The organism is Intrasporangium chromatireducens Q5-1 (assembly GCF_000576575.1).
Taxonomy (GTDB): domain Bacteria; phylum Actinomycetota; class Actinomycetes; order Actinomycetales; family Dermatophilaceae; genus Intrasporangium_A; species Intrasporangium_A chromatireducens.
The window spans coordinates 12,126-32,772 of sequence record NZ_AWQS01000023.1 but is presented as its reverse complement, the minus strand read 5'-3'; the positions used below and the strand labels follow the sequence as shown (position 1 = coordinate 32,772).

General features: G+C 71.5%; 18 protein-coding genes and 3 riboswitches. Of the genes, 10 read left to right on the top strand and 8 right to left on the bottom strand.

Annotated features, from left to right (window positions below; all coding sequences use genetic code 11):
* From N864_RS05010 to N864_RS05000, 3 genes are all read left to right on the top strand, one after another.
* Positions 1-309, top strand: a 309-nt coding sequence (locus N864_RS05010; RefSeq protein ID WP_155892816.1) for an FtsX-like permease family protein, incomplete at its 5' end; no start/stop codon positions are given.
* Between the two features lie 73 nt (positions 310-382).
* Positions 383-895, top strand: a complete 513-nt coding sequence (locus N864_RS05005; RefSeq protein ID WP_034714162.1) for a helix-turn-helix domain-containing protein — start codon at positions 383-385, stop codon at positions 893-895.
* Positions 892-1,428, top strand: a complete 537-nt coding sequence (locus tag N864_RS05000) for a DUF6036 family nucleotidyltransferase (RefSeq protein WP_034714160.1) — start codon at positions 892-894, stop codon at positions 1,426-1,428. Before N864_RS05005 ends, N864_RS05000 begins: the two co-directional genes overlap by 4 nt.
* A 1,067-nt stretch (positions 1,429-2,495) precedes the next feature.
* Here the strand turns inward: N864_RS05000 and N864_RS04995 are convergent.
* Positions 2,496-3,032 carry a DoxX family protein gene (locus tag N864_RS04995; RefSeq protein ID WP_205620862.1) on the bottom strand — a complete coding sequence of 179 codons (537 nt, stop codon included), beginning with the start codon at positions 3,030-3,032 and terminating at the stop codon, positions 2,496-2,498.
* A gap of 273 nt (positions 3,033-3,305) precedes the next feature.
* Here N864_RS04995 and N864_RS04990 point away from each other — a divergent pair, with 273 nt between their 5' ends.
* Complete coding sequence (locus N864_RS04990) at positions 3,306-4,817, top strand: cobyric acid synthase (RefSeq protein ID WP_034714156.1); 1,512 nt, start codon at positions 3,306-3,308, stop codon at positions 4,815-4,817.
* Positions 4,814-5,587: a precorrin-6A synthase (deacetylating) gene (gene cobF / locus N864_RS04985; RefSeq protein WP_205620861.1), complete on the top strand. Its 774-nt coding sequence runs from the start codon at positions 4,814-4,816 to the stop codon at positions 5,585-5,587. Before N864_RS04990 ends, cobF begins: the two co-directional genes overlap by 4 nt.
* Positions 5,588-5,589: 2 nt before the next feature.
* On the opposite strand, the gene cobN is transcribed toward cobF, so the two are convergent.
* Positions 5,590-9,267, bottom strand: coding sequence for a cobaltochelatase subunit CobN (gene cobN / locus N864_RS04980; RefSeq protein WP_034714154.1), 3,678 nt, complete (start codon positions 9,265-9,267; stop codon positions 5,590-5,592).
* 40 nt (positions 9,268-9,307) lie between these two features.
* Positions 9,308-9,442, bottom strand: a riboswitch (cobalamin riboswitch).
* Positions 9,443-9,474: 32 nt separating this feature from the next.
* Here cobN and N864_RS04975 point away from each other — a divergent pair.
* Genes N864_RS04975 through N864_RS04965 form a run of 3 tightly spaced genes read left to right on the top strand, consistent with a single transcriptional unit; the run spans position 9,475 to position 12,820 of the window.
* Complete coding sequence (locus tag N864_RS04975) at positions 9,475-10,614, top strand: precorrin-3B synthase (protein WP_034714153.1); 1,140 nt, start codon at positions 9,475-9,477, stop codon at positions 10,612-10,614.
* Entirely contained in the window at positions 10,611-11,267 is a 657-nt protein-coding gene (locus tag N864_RS04970) for a precorrin-8X methylmutase (protein WP_034714151.1), read from the top strand. The genes N864_RS04975 and N864_RS04970 overlap by 4 nt, the downstream gene beginning before the upstream one ends.
* The gene (locus tag N864_RS04965; protein ID WP_240474215.1) at positions 11,264-12,820 is read left to right on the top strand and encodes a precorrin-2 C(20)-methyltransferase; all 1,557 of its coding nucleotides are present in this window, start codon (positions 11,264-11,266) and stop codon (positions 12,818-12,820) included. The genes N864_RS04970 and N864_RS04965 overlap by 4 nt, the downstream gene beginning before the upstream one ends.
* A gap of 9 nt (positions 12,821-12,829) precedes the next feature.
* Here the strand turns inward: N864_RS04965 and N864_RS04960 are convergent, their stop codons facing one another.
* The 6 genes from N864_RS04960 to cbiE all read right to left on the bottom strand — a co-directional run bounded on the left by N864_RS04960 (position 12,830) and on the right by cbiE (position 17,621).
* A complete protein-coding gene (locus N864_RS04960; protein ID WP_155892817.1) occupies positions 12,830-13,666 on the bottom strand; it encodes an energy-coupling factor ABC transporter ATP-binding protein in 837 nt (278 codons plus the stop codon).
* A 32-nt stretch (positions 13,667-13,698) separates the two neighbouring features.
* Positions 13,699-14,457: a cobalt ECF transporter T component CbiQ gene (gene cbiQ, locus N864_RS04955; RefSeq protein WP_034714150.1), complete on the bottom strand. Its 759-nt coding sequence runs from the start codon at positions 14,455-14,457 to the stop codon at positions 13,699-13,701.
* Complete coding sequence (locus N864_RS04950) at positions 14,454-14,783, bottom strand: energy-coupling factor ABC transporter substrate-binding protein (protein WP_034714149.1); 330 nt, start codon at positions 14,781-14,783, stop codon at positions 14,454-14,456. Before N864_RS04950 ends, cbiQ begins: the two co-directional genes overlap by 4 nt.
* Complete coding sequence (locus N864_RS04945) at positions 14,780-15,463, bottom strand: energy-coupling factor ABC transporter permease (RefSeq protein WP_034714148.1); 684 nt, start codon at positions 15,461-15,463, stop codon at positions 14,780-14,782. Before N864_RS04945 ends, N864_RS04950 begins: the two co-directional genes overlap by 4 nt.
* Before the next feature lie 29 nt (positions 15,464-15,492).
* Positions 15,493-15,606, bottom strand: a riboswitch (cobalamin riboswitch).
* 21 nt (positions 15,607-15,627) lie between these two features.
* Positions 15,628-16,383 carry a cobalt-precorrin-4/precorrin-4 C(11)-methyltransferase gene (locus N864_RS04940; protein WP_034714147.1) on the bottom strand — a complete coding sequence of 252 codons (756 nt, stop codon included), beginning with the start codon at positions 16,381-16,383 and terminating at the stop codon, positions 15,628-15,630.
* Positions 16,380-17,621, bottom strand: a complete 1,242-nt coding sequence (gene cbiE / locus N864_RS04935; RefSeq protein ID WP_240474214.1) for a precorrin-6y C5,15-methyltransferase (decarboxylating) subunit CbiE — start codon at positions 17,619-17,621, stop codon at positions 16,380-16,382. The genes N864_RS04940 and cbiE overlap by 4 nt, the downstream gene beginning before the upstream one ends.
* Before the next feature lie 65 nt (positions 17,622-17,686).
* Positions 17,687-17,819: riboswitch (cobalamin riboswitch) on the top strand.
* Positions 17,820-17,869: 50 nt separating this feature from the next.
* On the opposite strand from cbiE, the gene N864_RS04930 reads away from it, so the two are divergent.
* Together N864_RS04930 and cobO are read left to right on the top strand one after the other, a co-directional pair.
* Entirely contained in the window at positions 17,870-20,029 is a 2,160-nt protein-coding gene (locus N864_RS04930; protein ID WP_051518213.1) for a VWA domain-containing protein, read from the top strand.
* A complete protein-coding gene (gene cobO / locus N864_RS04925) occupies positions 20,029-20,640 on the top strand; it encodes a cob(I)yrinic acid a,c-diamide adenosyltransferase (RefSeq protein WP_155892815.1) in 612 nt (203 codons plus the stop codon). Before N864_RS04930 ends, cobO begins: the two co-directional genes overlap by 1 nt.
* Positions 20,641-20,647 lie beyond the last annotated feature (7 nt).

Here is a 20,647-nt window from a genome sequence, read left to right as displayed (position 1 = left end):
CTCCTGGGCACGCTCGCCGCGGTAGGAGCCACCCGACGCACGCGACGCCTGCTAGCCGGAGCGGAAGCGACCTATTTGGGGCTACTCGGCGCCGTGCTCGGCGTCCTCGTCGGTCTCGCACCGGGCATCGCGATCTCGCGGATCACCACCGCGTCCTTCACCGAGAACGGCCCCGACCTCAGCACCGTCGTCATCGACATCCCATGGCTGCAGATCCTGCTGCCCGTCCTGCTCATATCCCTCGTCGCCGGAGCCCTCGCCTGGGTCTCCGTGCGCCGCGCACCCGTCGTCACGAGACGGGCGACGTAAGCCGCCCAGCCCGCTGTCCGGACCCGCCCCGCGCTCTATTGTGTTTTTTGTGTTTACGTATGACTATGGAGACATGGTCACTGAAGCGCAGCTGCTCACCACCGGGCAGGCGGCACAGGTTCTTGGCTGTTCACGCCAGCACGTCGTGGACCTGTGCGACGCGGGGAGGCTGCCCTGCTCGGTGATCGGTTCCCACCGGCGTATCGCCCGCGGTGACCTGCAGAGCTTCTTGGACGAGGGCCAGGTGTTGCGTCGGGAAGAGGAACGCTCGCTGTGGCTGCATCGGGCGCTGCTCGGCCCGCTGCTGCGCGACCCGGAGCGGGTGCTGGCTCGAGCGCGCTCGAACATCGAGCGATGGAGCGGAACCCACCGAGCGGATGGGATGACCCAGTCCTGGTTACGGGAGTGGGAGGGGCTGCTCGACCAGGGTGTCGACGCGGTCGCCGACATCCTGGCCAGCCGCACCCCACGAGCCGTGGAGCTCCGAGCCAACTCGCCCTTCGCCGGAGTTCTGGACGAGCAGGAAAGGCTCGCCGTGCACCAGTCCTTTCGCCGCCACTGGGCCGCCAAGCATCGGGCCGCATGAATCGCGACCAACTCGCACACCTTTTGCGGGCCAGCACGCGCATCGCTGGCGACCCGGACATCCTGGTCATCGGCTCCCAAGCGATTCTCGGCTCCTTCGACGAGGACGACCTTCCGGCGCCGGCCACCGCCTCTCGGGAGGTCGACATCGCCTTCCTCAACGACCCTGGTGGGAAGAAGGCCGACCTGGTCGACGCCGCCATCGGGGAGTTGTCCCCCTTCGATGAGCAGTTCGGCTGCTACGCCCAAGGAGTGGAGGTCAGCACCGCAGTGCTGCCAACGGGGTGGAGGGATCGACTCGTTGTGTGGCAGAACCAGTCCACCTGGCCATCTCGAGCAGTCTTCCTCGACCCGCACGATCTGGCCCTGGCGAAGCTCGCGGCCTTCCGCGACAAGGACCGAGCCTTCGTCACGGCCCTGCTCGACGCGAAGCTGCTGGCTGCGGACGCGCTGATTGACCGACTCGCCGACCTACCGGTGTCGCCCCAGACCCGCGATCGGATCAGCGGCTTCCTGGGGCCTTGGCGCAACTGAGTGCGTCTCCGGCACAAAGCCTGACGGCTTCCTTGTCGCGACGGACCCCCCTCCGTCGCCGCCAAGCCCTTGACCTCCACAAACACCTCGGACGCAGCGCACTTCGACGCGCATTCGGCACAGACAGCCGTTGACGTTGCGATGCATCCGGTGAACGCCGGGCACGTCCGGACCGTGGGACCTCGCTGGCCGTGTCGAAATCGCGCCGAAGTTGCCCACTGGCGGCATCCCGAGCGAACTCCCGGAACCTGACGCAAGAGAGGCCCTGACCGGCGTTTCCGCAGGTCAGGGCCTCTTTTCGTCACACTGGGTGGCAGGTGAAGGATTCGAACCTTCGTAGCTTTCGCGACGGATTTACAGCCCGACGCCCGCAAGTCGTTGACCTGCACAAACGCGCACCCACGACAGACTTCGACACTAATTCGACACAGACTGCCGATGCTTTCCGGAGTCAACCGTACGTCGCTCCGTGGCAGCGGGGCGCAGCACGGCGGCTTGGGGATATCGTGCCGATGACGCCGGTCCAACTTTCACCCACATAGTGCCGATGTCCGGACGTTCTTCATTCAGGTCAAAAAGGCGCGGACCTGGTCCAGGGTGTCGGCGTCGAGGCGGTACCACGCCTAGCTGGCTCCGCGTTCGCGGGTGAGGTGCCGCCGTCGGCGTCGGCGTCGGCGAGGATCTTGAGGTGCTAGCTGACGGTGGGCTGGGAGAGCTGCACCACGTCGGTCATATCGCACACGCAGGCTTCCTGCCCGGCCGACGTGTGATGATGCTGAGCAGCTGCAGCCGAGGATCCCTGAAGTCTGGACGCATCGGCAGGTGCCTCGCTGACTGAACGGGACAAGTGCCTGCGGTCATCGCTGGAGTGCCGGCCCTGACCTCGTGATCGATACGAAAGTGGTGTGGCACCGCGCAGAGGCGGCAAGTGCCAACCCAACCGGCGACCAGGACTATGCGGCAGCATCCCTACCGCGGCCGGCGACCCTGCAGCCAACGATCCTGCCGAGGCGGAGGCGTCCGCACGGAATGGGTCGCGGCCGGAGGCAACGCGGATCCGGCCCTGCTCAGATTGCCCTTTCAGCCGAAGGACCATGTGGCGGCTGCTGGACGGCCTCGCGCTCGGCGGCTCGACGTCCCAGCTCGGTCGTGGCGAAGGACGCCGCGACTCCCAAAGCGCCGGATGCCAGCGCCCACCGGGTGCCCGTCCGCTCAATCCCGAAGGCACGATCCAGTGACCACTTTCCCGGGCCGGCCTCGGCCAGAGCGAGCAGTGCGGCGATGAGCACGAGGTTGTACTCGTATCCGCCGTTGGCGTTCCACACGCCCTTGGGTGCGTGAACCTTGCGGATCGCCGTGGTCATCACGCCGATCAAGCCGGAGGCCGCCAACGGCGTCGCGAGCCCGGCGGCCAGGAGTGCCCCGCCCCCGGCCTCGGTGACTCCCGCAGCCACGGCATTGCGCCGCGGCGGGTGCAGCTGAAGCGATCCCATCATCTGGTCCGTGCCCGACAATCCCGGGCCACCGAACCAACCCATCAGTTTCTGCGTGCCATGGCCGAAGAACAAACCACCGATGACCAGACGTGCCGCCAGCCGAGCCACTTGCATAGTTGACCTCCCTACCCGAGTGCCATTGCTCCACATGGTTTAACAAACAACTACCCTAACTCTCCCGGTTCAATCGTGCACGCCTAGCGCCAGCCGCCGCCATCCGGGATGTTCCCCAGCTTCTTGAGGTCGACGTGGAGCATGGTTCTCTGGCCTGCCCACGACGCAAAGGGACAGGCGCTCTGCGCCGACGTCAACGAAGAGGCTCGATGGGCCGGTAGCGCGGCCGCCTGCCGCCTCGAAGAAGGGGTTGGGCAGGATGTCAGGGTGAGCGCATCCGGGATCCTCGTGGCCGGCACGTCCTCGGACGCCGGTAAGTCCGTCATCACGGCGGGGCTCTGTCGGGTGCTGGCCCGCCGTGGTCTTCGCGTTGCGCCGTTCAAGGCGCAGAACATGTCGAACAACTCGATGGTCTGTCTCGACGGCGGCGAGATCGGCCGCGCGCAGTACCTGCAGGCCCAGGCCGCGGGGGTCGTCGCCACGACGGCGATGAACCCGGTCCTGCTCAAGCCGGGGAGCGACCGCCGGTCGTTCATCGTCGTGCGTGGCCGCCCCGCCGGGGTGCTCGAGGCGGGCCAGTATGCCGCTGGGCGGGCTCTGCTCGCAGACGCCGCTTTCGCGGCATACGAGGAGCTCGCCGACGAGTACGACCTCGTCGTGTGTGAGGGCGCGGGGTCACCTGCCGAGATCAACCTGCGGCAGGGCGACTTCGTCAACCTGGGGCTGGCGCGGCGCTTCGACCTGCCGGTGGTCGTCGTCGGCGACATCGACCGGGGCGGCATCCTCGCCTCGCTCTACGGCACGTGGGCCCTGTTGTCCGACGAGGATCGAGCGCTCCTGAAGGCCTTTGTCATCAACAAGTTCCGTGGCGATGTCTCGGTGCTGGAGCCCGGCCTCGCGGAGATCAGCAGGCGGACCGGTGTGCCGTTCGTGGGCGTCATCCCGTGGCTGCTCGAGGTCTGGCTGGACAGCGAGGACACCCTCGCCACGGGTGAGTGGCGAGCAGCCGCAGCAAGGCCGGCCGGAGCGGGCGACCGGCTCACGGTGGCGGTGGTCCGGCTCCCGCGCATCTCCAACGCGACGGACGTCGACGCCCTCGCCGCCGAACCCGGCGTCGACGTGCTGGTCACGGTCGATCCGGCTCTGGTCGAGGCGGCAGACCTGGTCGTACTGCCCGGGACCCGTTCCACCACGATCGATCTCGCCTGGCTGCACGAGCGTGGGCTGGGAGAGATGATCACACGCCGTGCGGCAGCCGGCAGACCGGTCCTGGGCATCTGTGGTGGCTACCAGATGCTCGGCCAGCAGATCGAGGACGACGTCGAGGGGCAGGTCGGCGTCGTTCCAGGCCTCGGGCTGCTGCCGATCCGAGTCGAGTTCGGCGCCGACAAGGTCCTGGCCCGACCGGTCGGCACCTGGCAAGGGCACCGGGTCGAGGCCTACGAGATCCACCACGGCATCGCCCACCCGATCGACAGCGGAGACCCCGCCCTCGACGGCGCACGACCGGCCGAGCCGTTTCTCGACGGCTGGCAGGTCCGCGCCGTCTGGGGGACGATGTGGCACGGCGCGTTTGAGAACGACGCCTTCCGGCGGGCCTGGCTGAGCCGGGTCGCCGAGGCGGCCGGCTCACGGTGGCGACCCGACCCCGACGCCGCCGGCTTCGCAGCCAGGCGAGAACACATGCTCGAGGTCCTCGCCGACGCCCTCGAGGAGCACCTCGACGTCGACGCCCTCCTCGCGCTGACGCGAGCCGGCCTCCCCCAGATGACGCCGTGATCAAGCGGATCCGCGTCATCGGCATCGGCATGGGGGACCCCGGCCACCTCACGAGGGACGCCGTCGAGGCCCTCGCCACGGTCGACGTCTTTCTCGTCGCCGACAAGGGCGAGGCCAAGGCGGACCTCGTCCGCGCGCGGCAGCGGATCTGCGCCGAACTCATCCCCTGGTCGCACCGCTACCGCGTCATCGAGGTCGTCGATCCGGAACGGGGACCCGACCGCGAGCGGGACTCAGCGGCATACGGGCGAGGGGTGCGGGACTGGCACGCCGCTCGCGTCGACGCCTACGCCGAGGTCCTGGCCACCCTGCAACCCCATGAGCAGACCGTCGGCTTCCTCGTCTGGGGCGACCCGGCGTTCTACGACTCCACGATCCGGATCGTCGACGCGCTGCGGCCCCGCTTCGGCGTCGCCGTCGACGTCCTGCCCGGCATCAGCGCCCCGCAGCTGCTCGCCGCCCGGCACGGCATACCCCTGAACCGGATCGGAGCACCGATCCACATCACGACCGGGCGACGGCTCCTCGAGGAATACCGTCCCGAGCTGGGCGACGTCGTCGTCATGCTCGACGGACACCTGCAGTGCGCCGGGCTGGCCGAGACGCATCCCGACCTGCGACTCTACTGGGGCGCCCAGCTCGGCACTCCCGACGAGGCCCTGGTGTCAGGCCGGCTCGCCGAGGTCATCGACGAGGTCCGCCGGCTCCGTGCAGAGATCCGCGCCCGGGACGGCTGGGTCATGGACACCTACCTGCTGCGGCCCGCCTGACCTCACTCCTCGAGGTCCCCCTCGACCTCCAGGTAGACCGCCTGCAGCCGCGCGAGCAGGTCGAGGTCCGGCTCCGCCCAGAGGCCACGGTCGACGGCCTCGTGGAGCCGCTCGACCATCCCGTGCAGCGCCCACGGGTTGGCATGCCGAAGGAAGTCCTGGTTCTCCTTGTCGAGCACGTAGGTTCTGGCGAGGTTCTCGTACATCCAGTCCTCGACGACCCCGGCCGTCGCGTCGAGCCCGAACAGGTAGTCGACCGTCGCGGCGAGCTCGAAGGCCCCCTTGTAGCCGTGCCGGCGCATCCCGGAGATCCAGCGCGGGTTGACCACCCGTGCCCGGAAGACGCGGGCGGTCTCCTCAGTCAGTGTGCGGGTGCGCACGGACTCCGGCGTGGTCGAGTCACCCACGTAGGCCCGCGGCGCCCGCCCCGTCAGGGCGCGCACCGTCGCCACCATCCCGCCGTGGTACTGGAAGTAGTCGTCGGAGTCGGCGATGTCGTGCTCGCGGGTGTCGATGTTTTTGGCTGCGACGTCGATCCGCGCGTAGATGCGCTCCATCTCGGGACGAGCCGGTATGCCGCTCAGCTGTCGTCCGTAGGCGAAGCCGCCCCAGGTCGCGTAGACCTCGGCCAGGTCCTTGTCGTCCCGCCAGTTCCCGGCCTCCACGAGCGGGAGGATGCCGGCGCCGTAGGAGCCCGGCTTGGAGCCGAAGATCCGCATCGTGGCACGCCGTTCGTCCCCGTGCTGGTGGAGGTCGCGGTGGACGTGCGCCCTGACGAAGTTGTCCTCAGGTGCCTCGTCCAGGCCGGCCACGAGGCGGACAGCGTCGTCGAGCAGGTCGATGACGTGGGGGAACGCGTCACGGAAGAACCCGGAGATCCGCACCGTGACGTCGATCCGGGGACGTCCGAGCTCGGCAAGGGCAATGGGTTGGAGCCCGACCACGCGGCGGGACATCTCGTCCCAGACAGGGCGCACGCCGAGCAGGGCCAGGACCTCTGCCACATCGTCGCCGGAGGTGCGCATTGCGGACGTGCCCCACACCGACAGGCCGACGCTTCGGGGCCACTCCCCCGTGTCCTGGTGGTGGCGAGTTAGGAGGGAGTCGGCCATGGCCTGGCCGGTCTCCCACGCGAGCCGGGATGGCACCGCCTTGGGGTCGACGGTGTAGAAGTTGCGGCCGGTGGGGAGCACGTTGACGAGCCCGCGAAGCGGTGAGCCGCTCGGTCCGGCCGGGACGTAGCCGCCGTCGAGTGCGTGGAGGATCGCATCGATCTCCCCTGAGGTCGCGAGGACGCGCGGGACGACCTGCTCGCACGCGAAGGTCAGTGAGCGGCATACGGCATCTCGCGTGTCGGCCTCCGCCCGGGAGCCGAGCAGCGCGCCGACGACGTCCGGCACTGCCGTGGCGTCCCAGCCCGTGTCCGCCAGCGCCGAGACCAGCGCCGCGGCCTGGGCCTCGGCGCGGTCTACTGTGCCGCGGTCGGTCTCGTCCTCGGCGAGGCCGAGGGCGGTGCGGAGCCCGGGGACCGCCCCCACGGTGCCGGCGAACACCTGGCGGGCCCTCAGGATGGCGAGGACGAGGTCGACGAGGGCCTGCCCCGAGGGCACCTCGCCCAGGACGTGCAGGCCGTCCCGGATCTGGACGTCCTTGATCTCGCAGAGCCACCCGTCGACGTGCTGCACCAGGAGGTCGAACTCGGCGGCGTCCTCGACCGAGGCATCGTCTTCGAGACCGAGATCTCGGTGCAGCTCCGCCGCCCGCAGGAGCGACCAGATCTCCGCCCGCAGGGCCGGCGCCTTGGCCGGGTCCATGGCGGAGACGTTGCCGTACTCGTCGAGGAGCTGCTCGAGGCGAGCGATGTCGCCGTAGGACTCTGCGCGGGCCATCGGTGGGACGAGGTGGTCGACGATCGTGGCGTGGGCGCGCCGTTTGGCCTGGCTGCCCTCGCCCGGGTCGTTGACGAGGAACGGGTAGACGAGCGGGACGCCGCCGATCGTGGCGTCCGGCCCGCAGGACGCGGACAGGGCCAGGTTCTTGCCGGGCAGCCACTCGAGGTTGCCATGTTTGCCCATGTGGACGATGGCGTGGGCACCGAACTGATGTGCCAGCCAGTCGTAGACGGCGAGGTAGTGGTGCGTCGGCGGCAGGTCGGGGTCGTGGTAGATGGCGATCGGGTTGGCACCGAAGCCGCGCGGCGGCTGGACGAGGATGACGACGTTGCCGGCACGCAGTGCTGCCGCGACGATCTCACCGTTCGGATCGCGCTGCCGGTCCACGAAGAGCTCGCCGGGCGCGTCCCCCCAGTGCTCGGTGACCGCCTCGCGCAGCTCGGCGGGCAGCGTCGCGAAGAACTCGCGATACCTCCCGGCGGGGATGCGCACGGGCTGCCCCGACAGCTGCTCCTGGGTCAGCCAGTCCTCGTCCTGCCCGCCTGCCTCGATGATGGCGTGGATCAGTGCGTTGCCGGCGGTCGTGTCGACCGACTCCCCGTCGACGGGCTCGACCTCGCCCGTCCCCGGGATCTTCCCCGGCTCGCCGAGGTCGTAGCCGGCCGTTCGCAGCGCCCGCAGGAGCCGGATGACGGAGACCGGCGTGTCCAGGCCGACCGCGTTGCCGATCCGCGCGTGCTTCGTGGGGTAGGCGGACAGGACGATGGCGATCCGCCGCTCCTCCGGCGGGGTGTGGCGCAGGCGCCCATGGGCGACGGCGAGCTCGGCCAGGCGTCGGCACCGCTCGACATCAGGGACGTACTGTGGTAGGCCATCGGCGTCGATCTCCTTGAAGGAGAACACTGTTCCGATGATTCGCCCGTCGAACTCCGGGACCGCGACCTGACTGGTGACGTCGAGCGGACTCATCCCGTCGTCGCTCGACTGCCACGTGGATCGGTCCCAAGTGAGGGTGAGCCCCTGGATGATCGGGACGTCGAGCTCGGCCAGCGCCTCGACGTCCCATGAGTCGTCGTCCTCGCCCGCGGCCGCGGCGGCGGGTCGCGTGCCACCGGCTGCCAGGACGGTGGTGACCAGCACGTCGTAGTCCTGCAGGTGCTCGAGGAGGTCGGACGGTGCGTCCCGCAAACTGGTGACGAAGATCGGCGTGGCGACGCCGCCGGCCGCCTCGACCGCGGCGGAGAGCTGGCGGACGTGTGCCACGTTGCCAGCCAGATGGTGTGCCCGGTAGTAGAGGATCGCGACGAGGGCGCGTCGGTGGTCGGCAACGGCCATCCGCGGCCTACCGTCGTCCAGCAGGCCCCATGTCGGCTGGTCTGCGGGCGGGTCGAAGACGTCGCCGCTCAGCAGGACGGTGTCAGCGAGGAAGGCGTGCAGGTTGCGCAGGTTCGTCGCGCCGCCCTGCGCGAGGTAGCGGTGCGCCTCGGCCGCCACGCCGAGCGGGACCGACGAGAGCTCCATCAGGGAGGCGTCGGGCGTCTGCTCACCGCCGAGGACGACGAATGGCCGTCCGCTGTCACGGGCGGCCGCGAAGGCCGGGGGCAGTGACTGGACGGAGCCCAGGTAGCGGAAGACCACCAGGTCGCACCGCTCGAGCTCGGCTCGCAGTTCGGCGTCCGTCACGCGGGTGGGGTTGGCCCAGCGGTATGCCGCCCCGCTGGCTCGGGCACCGAGCAGGTCCGTGTCGCTCGTGCTGAGCAGGAGGATGCGCGTGGACACGTCGCTCATGAGGTCTCCTCAGCGGGGTGTCCGCGCCCCGCGGTCGGTCGGATGTGACACGCCGCCGGCAGTTCCTGACTCACGCGGCCACGCGTGGCGCGCTCACAGTGGCGGGACCGTCCCGGACTCACACCGGGTTCCTGGTCGATGACGCTGCCGCCACCCTAGCGGGGCAGCGACTGTGGCTGCCGACGGCCCTTCACCTACGATCCACGGGTGGACACCGCAGCGGCCCCCCGAGAGGGCTCGGACGCGTGCCCCGGGGTGTCCCGCCCGTTCCCCGCCTCCGACGGTGCGATGGTGCGCCTTCGTCCCGGTGGCCGACCGGTGGGCGTGGCTGGACTGACCCGCCTCTTCGACACCCTTGCGGGACAGGCTGATCCGTCCCTCCAGCTGACGTCACGCGCCGCCCTGCAGGTGCGTGGCCTGCCGGACCCCCTACCGGCCCAGGCCCGTGCAGGGATCATCGCGACGGGCCTCGTTCCATCGCTGACCCACGAGCTCGCCCGCAACATCGTCGCGTCTCCGCTGTCGGGCCTGGACAGTGAGGGCGTCGTCGACATCCGCCCGCTGACCCGGGCGCTCGACGAGGGCCTGCGCGCCGATCCCTCCCTGGCGCGCCTGCCCGGTCGCTTCCTCTTCGTCGTCGACGACGGCCGCGGCGACGTGATCGGGTCGGCCTTCGACGTCGGTGTCATCGCGACGGGAGACGCGACCGTGACCGTCCTCGCAGCAGGGGCGAGTCGTGGCTGGGCGGTGCCCGTCGACGCCGCGGTGCCGCTCGCGCTCGATCTGGCCCGCGAGTTCCTTCTCCGGCGCGCCGAGGCCGCCTCCCTGGCGTGGCACGTCCGCGAGCTGGGTCTGCCCATCGGACCGCCGGGTGCCGCCGCCGTCACCCTGCCCACCGGCTCTCCCCCGGCGTTCGGGGCGCACGGCCGTCATGCGGTCGTCGGGGTGCCCCTGGGCATGCTGACGCGCCCGCACGTCGCCGCGCTCGCGAACCTGACCGACGAGGTCATCCTCACGCCGTGGCGCAGCCTCGTCATCGAGGGCGGCGCCACCGGGCTCGAGCCGCTCCGTCGGGCTGGCCTCGCTGTCACCCCGGACTCCCCCTGGGCGCGGCTCCACGCCTGCACCGGGCTGCCCGGCTGTGCCAGGTCGGCGATCGACACCCACCGGCTCGCCCGTGCCCTCGCGGAACGCCTGCCCGGCGGGCACGACCGGCTCCCCGTGCACGTGTCGGGATGTCCCCGCCGCTGCGGCGCGCCATCGGGTCAGTACGTCGACCTACCTGCCCCCGAGTCGGTCTCGGAGGCCCTCGCCCTCATCAGCGCAAGCACCCCGGAGGACCGATGACCGACCTGGCGCCGCCGACACGCCGCTACGAGTACGAGACGGACGGCGAGCGGATCTATCGCCGCTCGTTCGCCACTATCAGGGCGGAGACCCGTCTCGAGCACCTGCCGGAGACGGCGAGAACCGTCGCCGTACGCATGGTCCACGCGGCCGGCGACATCGACCTGGCCGAGCAGATGGCGGTGCACCCAAGCCTCGTGCCGGCCGCGCGCGACGCTCTCCGCTCGGGCGCCCCCATTTTCACCGACTCCCACATGCTCGCGGCGGGCATCACGCGCGCCCGACTCCCCCTGGACAACGACGTCGTCTGCACGCTGCGCGACCCCCGGGTCCCTGCATTGGCGAAGGCGTGGCGAACGACCAGGTCGGCGGCAGCAGTCTCCCTCTGGGACGAGCGCCTCGAGGGTGCCGTCGTCGCGATCGGCAACGCCCCGACCGCCCTGTTCCACCTCCTCGAGACCCTCGCCGACGGCGGCCCCAGGCCCGCTGCGGTCATCGGCGTCCCGGTCGGTTTCATCGGCTCGGCCGAGTCCAAGGTGGCCCTCGCCGAGAGCTCGTTCGGCGTGCCATGGCTCGTCGTGCACGGACGTCGTGGCGGATCGGCCCTGGCCGCCTCCGCGGTCAACGCGCTCGCCCGCGAGGAGGAGCTGTGACGGTGGAGGCAGGCGGGGCGCCCGGACGCGGCTGGCTCAAGGGGGTCGGTGTCGGGCCGGGCGACCCTGAGCTGGTGACGATCAAGGCCGCCCGCCTCATCCGGGAGGCCGATGTCGTGGCCTACCACAGCGGCCCCCGGGGGGACTCGATCGCCCGACGGATCGCGGCCGACCACTTCGGCCCGGACGTGATCGAGGAGCACCTCGTCTACCCGGTCACGACGGGAGTCACCGACCATCCGCTCGGCTACCACGGGCTGATGTCCGACTTCTACGACGAGTCGGCGAATCGCCTTGCTGCCCATCTCGACTCGGGTCGCAACGTGGTCGTCCTGGCCGAGGGTGACCCGCTCTTCTACGGCACCTACATGTACCTCCACGACCGGCTCGGTGACCGCTACGACACCGAGGTCGTGCCCGGCGTCACGTCGGTCAGCGCGGCGAGCGCGGCGGCCGGGACCGGACTGTGCCGGCACGAGGACACGCTCACGATCCTGCCCGGGACCCTCCCGGTGCCGGAGCTCGCGAGGCGCCTCGCCGACACGGAGGCCGCAGTGGTGATGAAGCTCGGCCGGACCTTCGAGGGCGTCCGGGAGGCCCTTCGGCAGGCCGGACGCCTGGACGAGGCCCGCTACGTCGAGCGTGCCAGCACCCGTGAGCAACGCGTCATCCCGGTCAGCGACGTCGACCCGCTCACCGTCCCCTACATGTCGATGATCGTCGTCCCCGGCAGCGACCTGCGCGCTGACTCGGCAGGGCGGGCGACCGAGCCGTATGCCGCTGAGCCGGCTGAGCGGCATACGGCTGGGTCGGTTGCCCCTCAGGGTGAGGTCGTCGTTGTGGGTCTGGGTCCGGGTCCCGACCGGTGGCTCACGCCGGAAGTCGTGGGGCTGTTGGCCGAGGTCGACCATGTCGTCGGCTACGCGCCGTACGTCGCGCGGGTACCCCAACGGGAGGGTCTGGCGCGGCACGCCTCGGGGAACACGGTCGAGGTCGACCGGGCCCGTGACGCCCTCGAGCTGGCCCGCAAGGGAGGCCGGGTCGCGGTCGTCTCGGGCGGTGACGCGGGGGTCTTCGGCATGGCGGCCGCCGTGTTCGAGGCGGCCGAGACAGGAGGTTACGGCGACGTGCCGATCCGGGTGCTCCCGGGACTGACCGCCGCGCAGGCCGTCGCGGCGCGGGCGGGCGCCCCGCTCGGTGGCGACTTCGCGGTCCTGTCGCTCTCCGACCGGCTCAAGCCCTGGGAGGTCATCGAGGCCCGTCTCCGGGCAGTCGCCGCCGCGGACCTCGTCGTCGCGCTCTACAACCCGGCATCGCGCAGCCGGACCGAGCAGATCGCGGCTGCCCACCGGGTGCTCCTCGACGTCCGGGGGGCAGAGGCCGTCGTCGTCGTCGGCCGTGACGTCGGCCGGGCCGAGGAGTCCTTGACAGTGACCACGCTCGGCGCGTTCAACCCGGCAGTCATCGACATGAAGTGCCTTGTCATCATTGGCGCGTCGGGGACTCGCGTCACCGAGCACGGGCAGGTCTGGACGCCCCGCTTCGTGCGCTGACCGGGGTGCTCATCGCCCTTCCTCGCGAGCAGCTCGGCTGCCGCTGGCAGAGAGGCGCTCTCGATCGATGACGGCGGCGAGGGAGTCGAGGTCACGGACTCCCGTGAGGGCCGGGTCGCCGTCCGCCAGACCGAGGCGGTCGCCGAGCTCGAGGACCCAGGGGCGGCGGAGCCGCGCCCGGGTCGCGAGGTCGGCGTCACCGAGGAGGGCCGCCGGCTCGCCCTGGAGGACCCGGCCCCGGGTCACGACGGCGACCTGGGTCGACCACGCCAGGGCGAGGTCGACGTCGTGGGTCGCGATGAGGACGGTCGCGCCCTGCTCCTCGAGCCGGGTGAGCGCCACCAGCATCTCGTCGACGCCCTCGGGGTCGAGGCCTGCGGTGGGCTCGTCGAGCAGGAGCAGGCAGGGCCGCATCGCGAGGGCACCGGCGATGGCGACCCGCTTGCGCTGGCCGAAGGACAGCTCGTGGGTGGGCCGGCCGGCGAGGTCGGTGATGCCGAGCAGCTCGAGGGACTCGTCGACCCGCTCGATCACCTCGGCCTCTGGCAGTCGCAGGTTGAGCGGGCCGAAGGCGACATCGCGGCGCACGTCCGCCGAGAAGAGCTGGTCGTCGGGGTCCTGGACGACCAGCTGGACCTGCTGCCGATGCTGGGTCAGGCCGGATCGACTGTGACGCAAGGGGGCCCGATCCACGAGAACCTCCCCGGCATCGGGCCGCAGCGCTCCGGAGAGGACGCGGAGGAGCGTCGTCTTGCCGGACCCGTTCGCTCCGAGCAGTGCAGTCCGCGAGCCACCGGGCACGGAGAGGCACACTCCGTCGAGCACTGGGCGCCCGGCGAAGGACATGACCACCTGGCTCGCCTCAAGCGACAGGTGGCTCAACGGGGACCTGCCCCGAGGAGGGAGACGACGACGATGACGCCGACGAGGGCCACCGTGGCGCCGAGGAACCCGATCGACACGCGCCCTGGCGGGTCGAGCGAGGGCAGCGCCCCGGTGTAGCCGCGGCCCGCGAGCCCCTCCTCGAGGCGCCGGGCCCGGCCCCAGGCCCGGACGAGGAGTGTGCCGCTCAGCGTGCCCGCACTGCGCAGCGTCGTGCGCCGGTCGCGCAGCCCCAGACGAGCGGCCTGGGCCTCCCGGATCCGGCGCGTCGTGTCGAGCAGGACGAACAGCAGCCGATAGACGAGGGAGGCCACCTCGACACACGCCTCCGGCACGCGAGCCCGGCGCAGTCCCGCGAGCAGGTCGACCATCGGGGTCGTCGCGGCGAGGACGAAGACGCACAGGGTCCCGGCGACGCCGCGCCCTAGCACGGTGAGCGCCTGGGTCGAGGTCTGCGCGGTGATCGCGACGCGGGGCCCGTCGTGCCACGAGACGCTCACCAGGACCGACGCGGCCCCGAGGACGATGAAGAGCAGCGGTGAGCGCAGGCTCCGCGCGAGAACGGTCGGCGCCAGCCGGGCGGGGCCGAGCAGGACGATCAGAGCTGCAGCCGCGCTTAGGGCCGCGGTGGGCCAGACGGGCAGCAGGAGCGTGGTCGCGAGGAGGGCCAGGGTGAGGACCGCCTTGTCAGCGACGGAGCGATGCCGCCACGGCGAGGACCAGGCGGCGGTGTCGAGCGCCAGGCTCCGGCTCATCGCGCCTCCTCCCGAGCGGCGGCCAGGGCGGCCTCGAGGCGTCGACGTGCCCTGAGGGCGGCGACGGCATAACCGACCGTGGCCCCTCCGAGGGCGGCCTGGAGGGCGAAGAGGCCGGACTCGACCTCGGGCGACTGGGGACGGAAGAGGGGCTGGAACCAGGCGACATAGTGCGGATGGTTCTGCTCGACGAGGCTCGTCGCCCGGGAGTCCGTGCCGACGAAGGCCTTCTCGTCGGTGTCCGCCCCGCGGCCGAGCACGAGCGCGATCGCGACGAGGGCAACGATGCCCAGCAGGAGCAGGAAGGTCGTGCGCCGGCGCCTCATCGCGTGACCGCCTCGGACGGCGGAGTGGTGGGCACAATGCCCAGGCGGGCGAGCTCGGGGCCGGCGACGTCGGCCAGCAGCCGCAGGACCAGGACGCCGAGCAGGCCCTCGACGACCGCGAGGGGGACCTGGGTCAGGGCGAAAACGCCGAGGAACTTCACGACCCCCCCGGCGATGCCGCTGACCGGGTCCGGGAACGCGAGGCCGAGCTGGACCGAGGTCGTGCAGTAGGTCGCGAGGTCGGCGAGCGCGAAGGCGGTGAAGATCGCGAGACCGCGGTGCCGCCCGCACAGGAGCCGCCAGGCGGCATACCCGGCCCACGGGCCGACCACCCCCATGGAGAAGACGTTCGCACCCAGCGTCGTCAGCCCGCCGTGGGCAAGCAGGAGGGCCTGGAAGAGGAGCACGACGGTCGACAGGAAAGCCATGACGGGCGGCCGGAAGAGCGTCGCGCCGAGACCCGTCCCCGTCGGGTGGCTCGAGCTGCCCGTGACCGAGGGGAGCTTGATCGCCGACAGGACGAAGGTGAAGGCGCCGGCTGCGGCGAGCAGCAGGGTCGTCTCGGGGCGTTCGCGACGCTCGCGGACGACGGCTCGTGCGCCGTGGACGACGAACGGTGCGGCGGCGACGGTCCACGCCGCGGCGTGCAGCGGTGGCAGGAAACCCTCTGCGATGTGCACTTCGGCTCACACTCCTGGGATGGCGCGTCCTCGTGAGGCTGTGTCAGGGACGTGTCTGACTCCCGTCGCCGAAGCGATGGTCACAGTGGCGCGACCGTCCCGGATTCACACCGGGTTCCGTGCCCTGACATGGCGTGGTGGCGCGAGTATGGCACAGCGCCCGGTCAGCCGGCCGCAGCGACCCTCGAGGAGTAGAGGTGCGAGTCAACGAAGTCGTCGCGCTCGCGAGCACCCAGGGCGTGGCCGACGAGGATCACGGCCGCTTGCCGGAGCCCGGCCTGTTCGACCTGGTCCGCGATGTCGGTCAGCGTGCCGTGCAGGATCTGCTGGCCCGGCTGTTCCGCGTTGGCCACCACGACGACCGGACAGTCCGGCCCGTAGTCCTCGACCAACGTTGCCGCCAGCTCTCGGGTCTGCCTGATGGCGAGGTGGAGGACGAGGGTCGCTCTGGACCGAGCGAAGTGCGTGAGCGACTCGGTCTCGGGCAGCCGGGTGGAGTCCCGGTGGGCTCGGGTCAGCACGACCGACTGTGCGAGCTCGGGCACGGTCAGTTCCCGTCCGATGAGGGCGGCTGCCGCGGCATACGCGGGCACACCCGGCGTGACGTCCCAGGGGACACCGGCCCGGTCCAGTCGGCGCGTCTGCTCGGCAATGGCTGAGTAGATCGACGGGTCGCCGGAGCACAGGCGCGCGACGTCCTGCCCCCGGCCATGGGCGGCGATGCAGTGCTCGATGATGGCGTCGAGGTTGAGCGCCTGCGTGTCGACCAGGGTGGCCCCCTCGGGGCAGTGCGCGAGGACCTCGTCCCCGATGTACGTGCCGGCGTAGAGGCAGACCGGCGAGTCCGCGAGGATCCGGACGGCCCGCAGCGTCAACAGGTCGGCGGCGCCCGGGCCGGCGCCGATGAAGTGGACCGTCATGACGGCTCCTTTCGATGGCCTTGACGGGCAGCGGGCTTGGCGGCCGCCCACTGGATGACTGCACGTCGAGGAGCCCATCCGGTGGACCGGCCCAGCGGCTGGGCGTCCTCGACCGCGAGCCGGGTCAATGAACCGCCACGGCGGCGGTGCATCGCGTGCAGGAGCGCCTCGGTCTCGAGGGTCACTGCGTGGACGACGAGCCGGCCGCCCGGGGTGAGCCGCTCCCAGACCCGTTCGAGGAGCTCTTCGGTGGCACCGCCGCCGACGAAGACCGCATCAGGAGAGGGGAACTCCTTGATCGCGTCGACCGACGGGGCCTCGAGCACGACGAGCCCGGGCACCCCGAGCGCCCTTGCGTTGGAGCGGGCCCGGGCGGCTCGTGCGGCAACTCGCTCGGCAGCATACACACGGTTGCGGGGGTCCTGGCGTGCGAACTCGATGCCGATCGATCCGGCGCCGGCCCCCAGGTCCCACATCACGTCACCCGGCGTCGGCGCGAGGTGGGCGAGGGCAGCGGCGCGCAGGATCCGGCGGGTCAGCTGGCCGTCGCTGTCGTAGACGTCGTCCGGCAGGCCGGGCACGAGCGACCGCGCCGTCCGCGTGCCGTCGAGGCGACACTCGATGCAGACGAGGTGCAGCCGGGGAGCGGGCGGGCCGTCCCAGCGGGCGGCCGCCGCGTCGTGCCGTGACTCGTCCACGCCGCCGAGGTCCCCCAGGACCGTGAGGATGCTCTCGCCGTACCCCTCCTCGACGAGCAGCTCGGCGAGCCGGGTGGGGGCATCGGCTCCGTGGGTCAGCACCACGAGCCGTGCCCGCGGCGCGAGATGCCGTCGCAGCCGGTCGTGATCCCGGCCGACGAGGGTGACGGTTTCGCAGTCCTCGGAGCTCCAGCGCATCCGGGCGCGGGCCAGCGCGACCGAGGAGACGTGGGGGTGCACGCGCACCGCCTCCGGCCCGAGCAGCTCGATCATCGTCGAGGCGATGCCGGAGACCATCGGGTCGCCGCTCGCGAGCACCACGGCGCGGCGCCCCGAGACCCGCTGGAGCAGCCGCGGCAGGTGGCTGCGAAGGGGCGAGGGCCACGGGATCAGCTCACGGCCCGCGGCGTCGTCCAGCATCGCGAGGTGGCGCTCCCCGCCGAGGACGACCTCGGCCCGCTCGACCAGGCGCCTCTCGTCCGGACCCAACGATGCCGTGCCACCCGCGCCGATCCCGATCACCTCGATCACGTCGATCACCTCGCAGACCCTAGTGCGCTGCCGGGTCGGGCGTTCTCGAGGCTCGGACCCCGCGCCGCAGGACCGAACGTGACGTGGCAGACTGCGTCGCGGCGACTGGAGAGGAATCCGGTGAGAGTCCGGAGCGGTCCCGCCACTGTGACCCACCTGCCGGTGCAGGAGGGGAGCCAGGGCATCTGCAGCCGCTGGCCACGGCGTCCGGCGTGGTCCCGGTCAACCAGGCGGGCGAGGCACCCGCAGGAGGCTCCATGGCGGCGTCGTCAGCATCTCTCGCCGATCCCATCGTGGGACAAGCGATCTATCCGTTCTCCGCGCTCGTCGGCGCGGACGACCTCACCCTTGCCCTGCTGCTGACCGCCGTCTCGCCCCAGATCGGGGGCGTGCTCGTCCGCGGCGAAAAGGGCACTGCGAAGTCGACCGCCGTGCGGGCACTGGCGGCCGTGCTCCCGGACCAGGCGGTCGTCGTCGGGTGCCGCTTCGGCTGCGCGCCGGCTGCCCCGGATGCGCGCTGTCCCGACGGACCGCATGGGCCGCACCAGCCGGAGGAACTGCGGGCGGCCCGTCTCGTCGAGCTGCCCGTCGGGGCAACCGAGGACCGGGTCATCGGCTCCCTGGACCTCACTGCAGCGCTGAGCCGGGGCGTCGCGACCTACGAGCCGGGCCTGCTCGCGAGCGCCAACCGGGGCATCCTCTACGTCGACGAGGTCAATCTCCTTCACGACCACCTCGTCGACCTCCTCCTCGACGCGGCCGCCATGGGCCGCAACACCGTCGAGCGCGATGGCATCTCGGTCACCCACGCGGCCCGGATCGTCCTCGTCGGCACGATGAACCCCGAGGAGGGTGAGCTGCGGCCGCAGCTGCTCGACCGCTTCGGCCTGGCCGTCGAGGTCACGGCCCCCAAGGACGTGCAGACCCGGACCGAGATCGTCCGTCGCCGCCTCGCGTTCGACGCCGACCCTCCCTACTTTGCCGGACGGTTCGCCGCTGAGCAGCAGTTGCTGCGCAGCCGGATCCTCGCCGCCCGAGCTGCCGTCGCGGACGTCGACCTCCCGGACGGCATGCTGGCCGTGATCGCCCGCGTCTGCGCCGGTTTCGGGGTCGAGGGGCTGCGCGCCGACCTCGTGACGGCCCGCACCGCTGTGGCCCACGCGGCGTGGTCAGGTCGCCGCGTCGTGACCAAGGCCGATGTGCGGGCGGCGGCGCGCCTGTCGCTGCCGCACCGGCGCCGCCGCTCGCCCTTCGACACTCCGGGCCTGGACGAGGCGCTGCTCGACGAGCTGCTCGACGGCCCGGACGACGAGCCGGACCCGACGGACGCGACGGACCCGGAGCGGCCCGACTCGGACCCGAGGGACTCGGACCCGAGGGACTCGGACCGGCCCCACCCGGACGACCCGATGCCCGGACACGACCAAGGGGCCCGCCGCGACGGGGCGGAGCCGGCCCGACCGTCTGGTGCCGGGGCGCACGAGGCGGCGCCCGACGCCCCGAGCCGCCCGAGGCCACCGGCGGCTGCGACGGAACCCCAGTCGACGGAGGCCGACGAGGAGGAGCCCGCTGAGCGGCATACGGCATCTGCGACCGGCACCGCCGCGGCGGGCCGGCCCTACCGGGCACGGCTGCTCAAGGCCAAGGGGGTCGGTGCCGGACAGGCGGGACGACGGTCGCAGGCGCTGACGACCCGTGGACGGACCGTCCGGTCCACAGGCGACCGGGTCGGAGCCGTCCACCTCCCTGCCACCATCCGAGCGGCCGCCCGGCGGCGAGGCCCGTCGGGCGGACGGCTCGACATCGTCGTCGGCGACGTCCGGCGTGCGGTGGCGCGGGGACGGGAGGCCAACCTGGTCCTGCTCTGCGTCGACGCGTCCGGCTCGATGGCCGCCCGGCGTCGGATGGAGGTCGTCAAGACTGCCGTGCTGTCCCTGCTGCTCGACGCCTACCAGCGGCGCGACCAGATCGGGCTGGTCACCTTCCGGGGACAGGCAGCCGAGCTCGCCCTCCCACCAACTGGATCGGTGGACGTCGCGGCTCGTCGGCTTGCCGACCTGGCCCACGGCGGCCGGACCCCGCTGGCCGAGGGCCTCCTGACCGCGCTGGTGACGATCCGCCGTGCCAGGCTGCGCGACCCTGCGCGCCGGCCACTGCTCGTCGTCGTCACCGACGGCCGGGCCACGAGCGGGCCGGATCCACTCCTGCGCGCGATGGAGGCGGCGCGTCTCGTACGTGCGGATGGCGTCAGCAGCGTCGTGATCGACTGCGAGGCCAGCCGACTGCGCCTGGGTCTTGCCGAACGCCTCGCCGGGGAGCTTGAGGCGGAGCACGTCCCGATGCACGACCTCGCGGCCGGGATGCTCGTCGATGCCGTGCGGTCCCACACAGCAGCGAGGCGAGAGGACGTGGCCTGATGCAGGGCAAGGTGGAGATGACACCTCAGGACGGCCTCACGACCCGGCAGCGTCGCAACCGGCAGCTCGTGATCGTCCACACCGGGGACGGCAAGGGCAAGTCGACAGCGGCCTTCGGCCTGGCCCTGCGCGGCTGGAACCAGGGGTGGTCGGTCGGGGTCTTCCAGTTCGTCAAGAGCGCGAAGTGGCGCATTGGTGAGCAGACCGCGGTGGAGACGCTGGGACGGCTCCACGAGGAGACCGGCACGGGCGGGCCCATGGAGTGGCACAAGATGGGCTCCGGGTGGTCCTGGTCCCGCAAGGCTGGTGACGAGGAGGACCATGCGGCAGCGGCGCAGGAGGGATGGGCCGAGATCAAGCGCCGCCTCGCGGACGAGGCCCACGGGCTCTACGTGCTCGACGAGTTCACCTATCCGATGGCGTGGGGTTGGGTCGACGTGGCCGATGTCGTGCAGACCCTCGTCGAACGGCCCGGCAGCCAGCATGTCGTCATCACCGGCCGGCGCTGCCCGGAGCCGATCATCGGCATCGCCGACCTCGTGACGGAGATGACGAAGGTCAAGCACCCCTTCGACCATGGACAGAAGGGCCAACGTGGCATCGAGTGGTGAGGCCGGA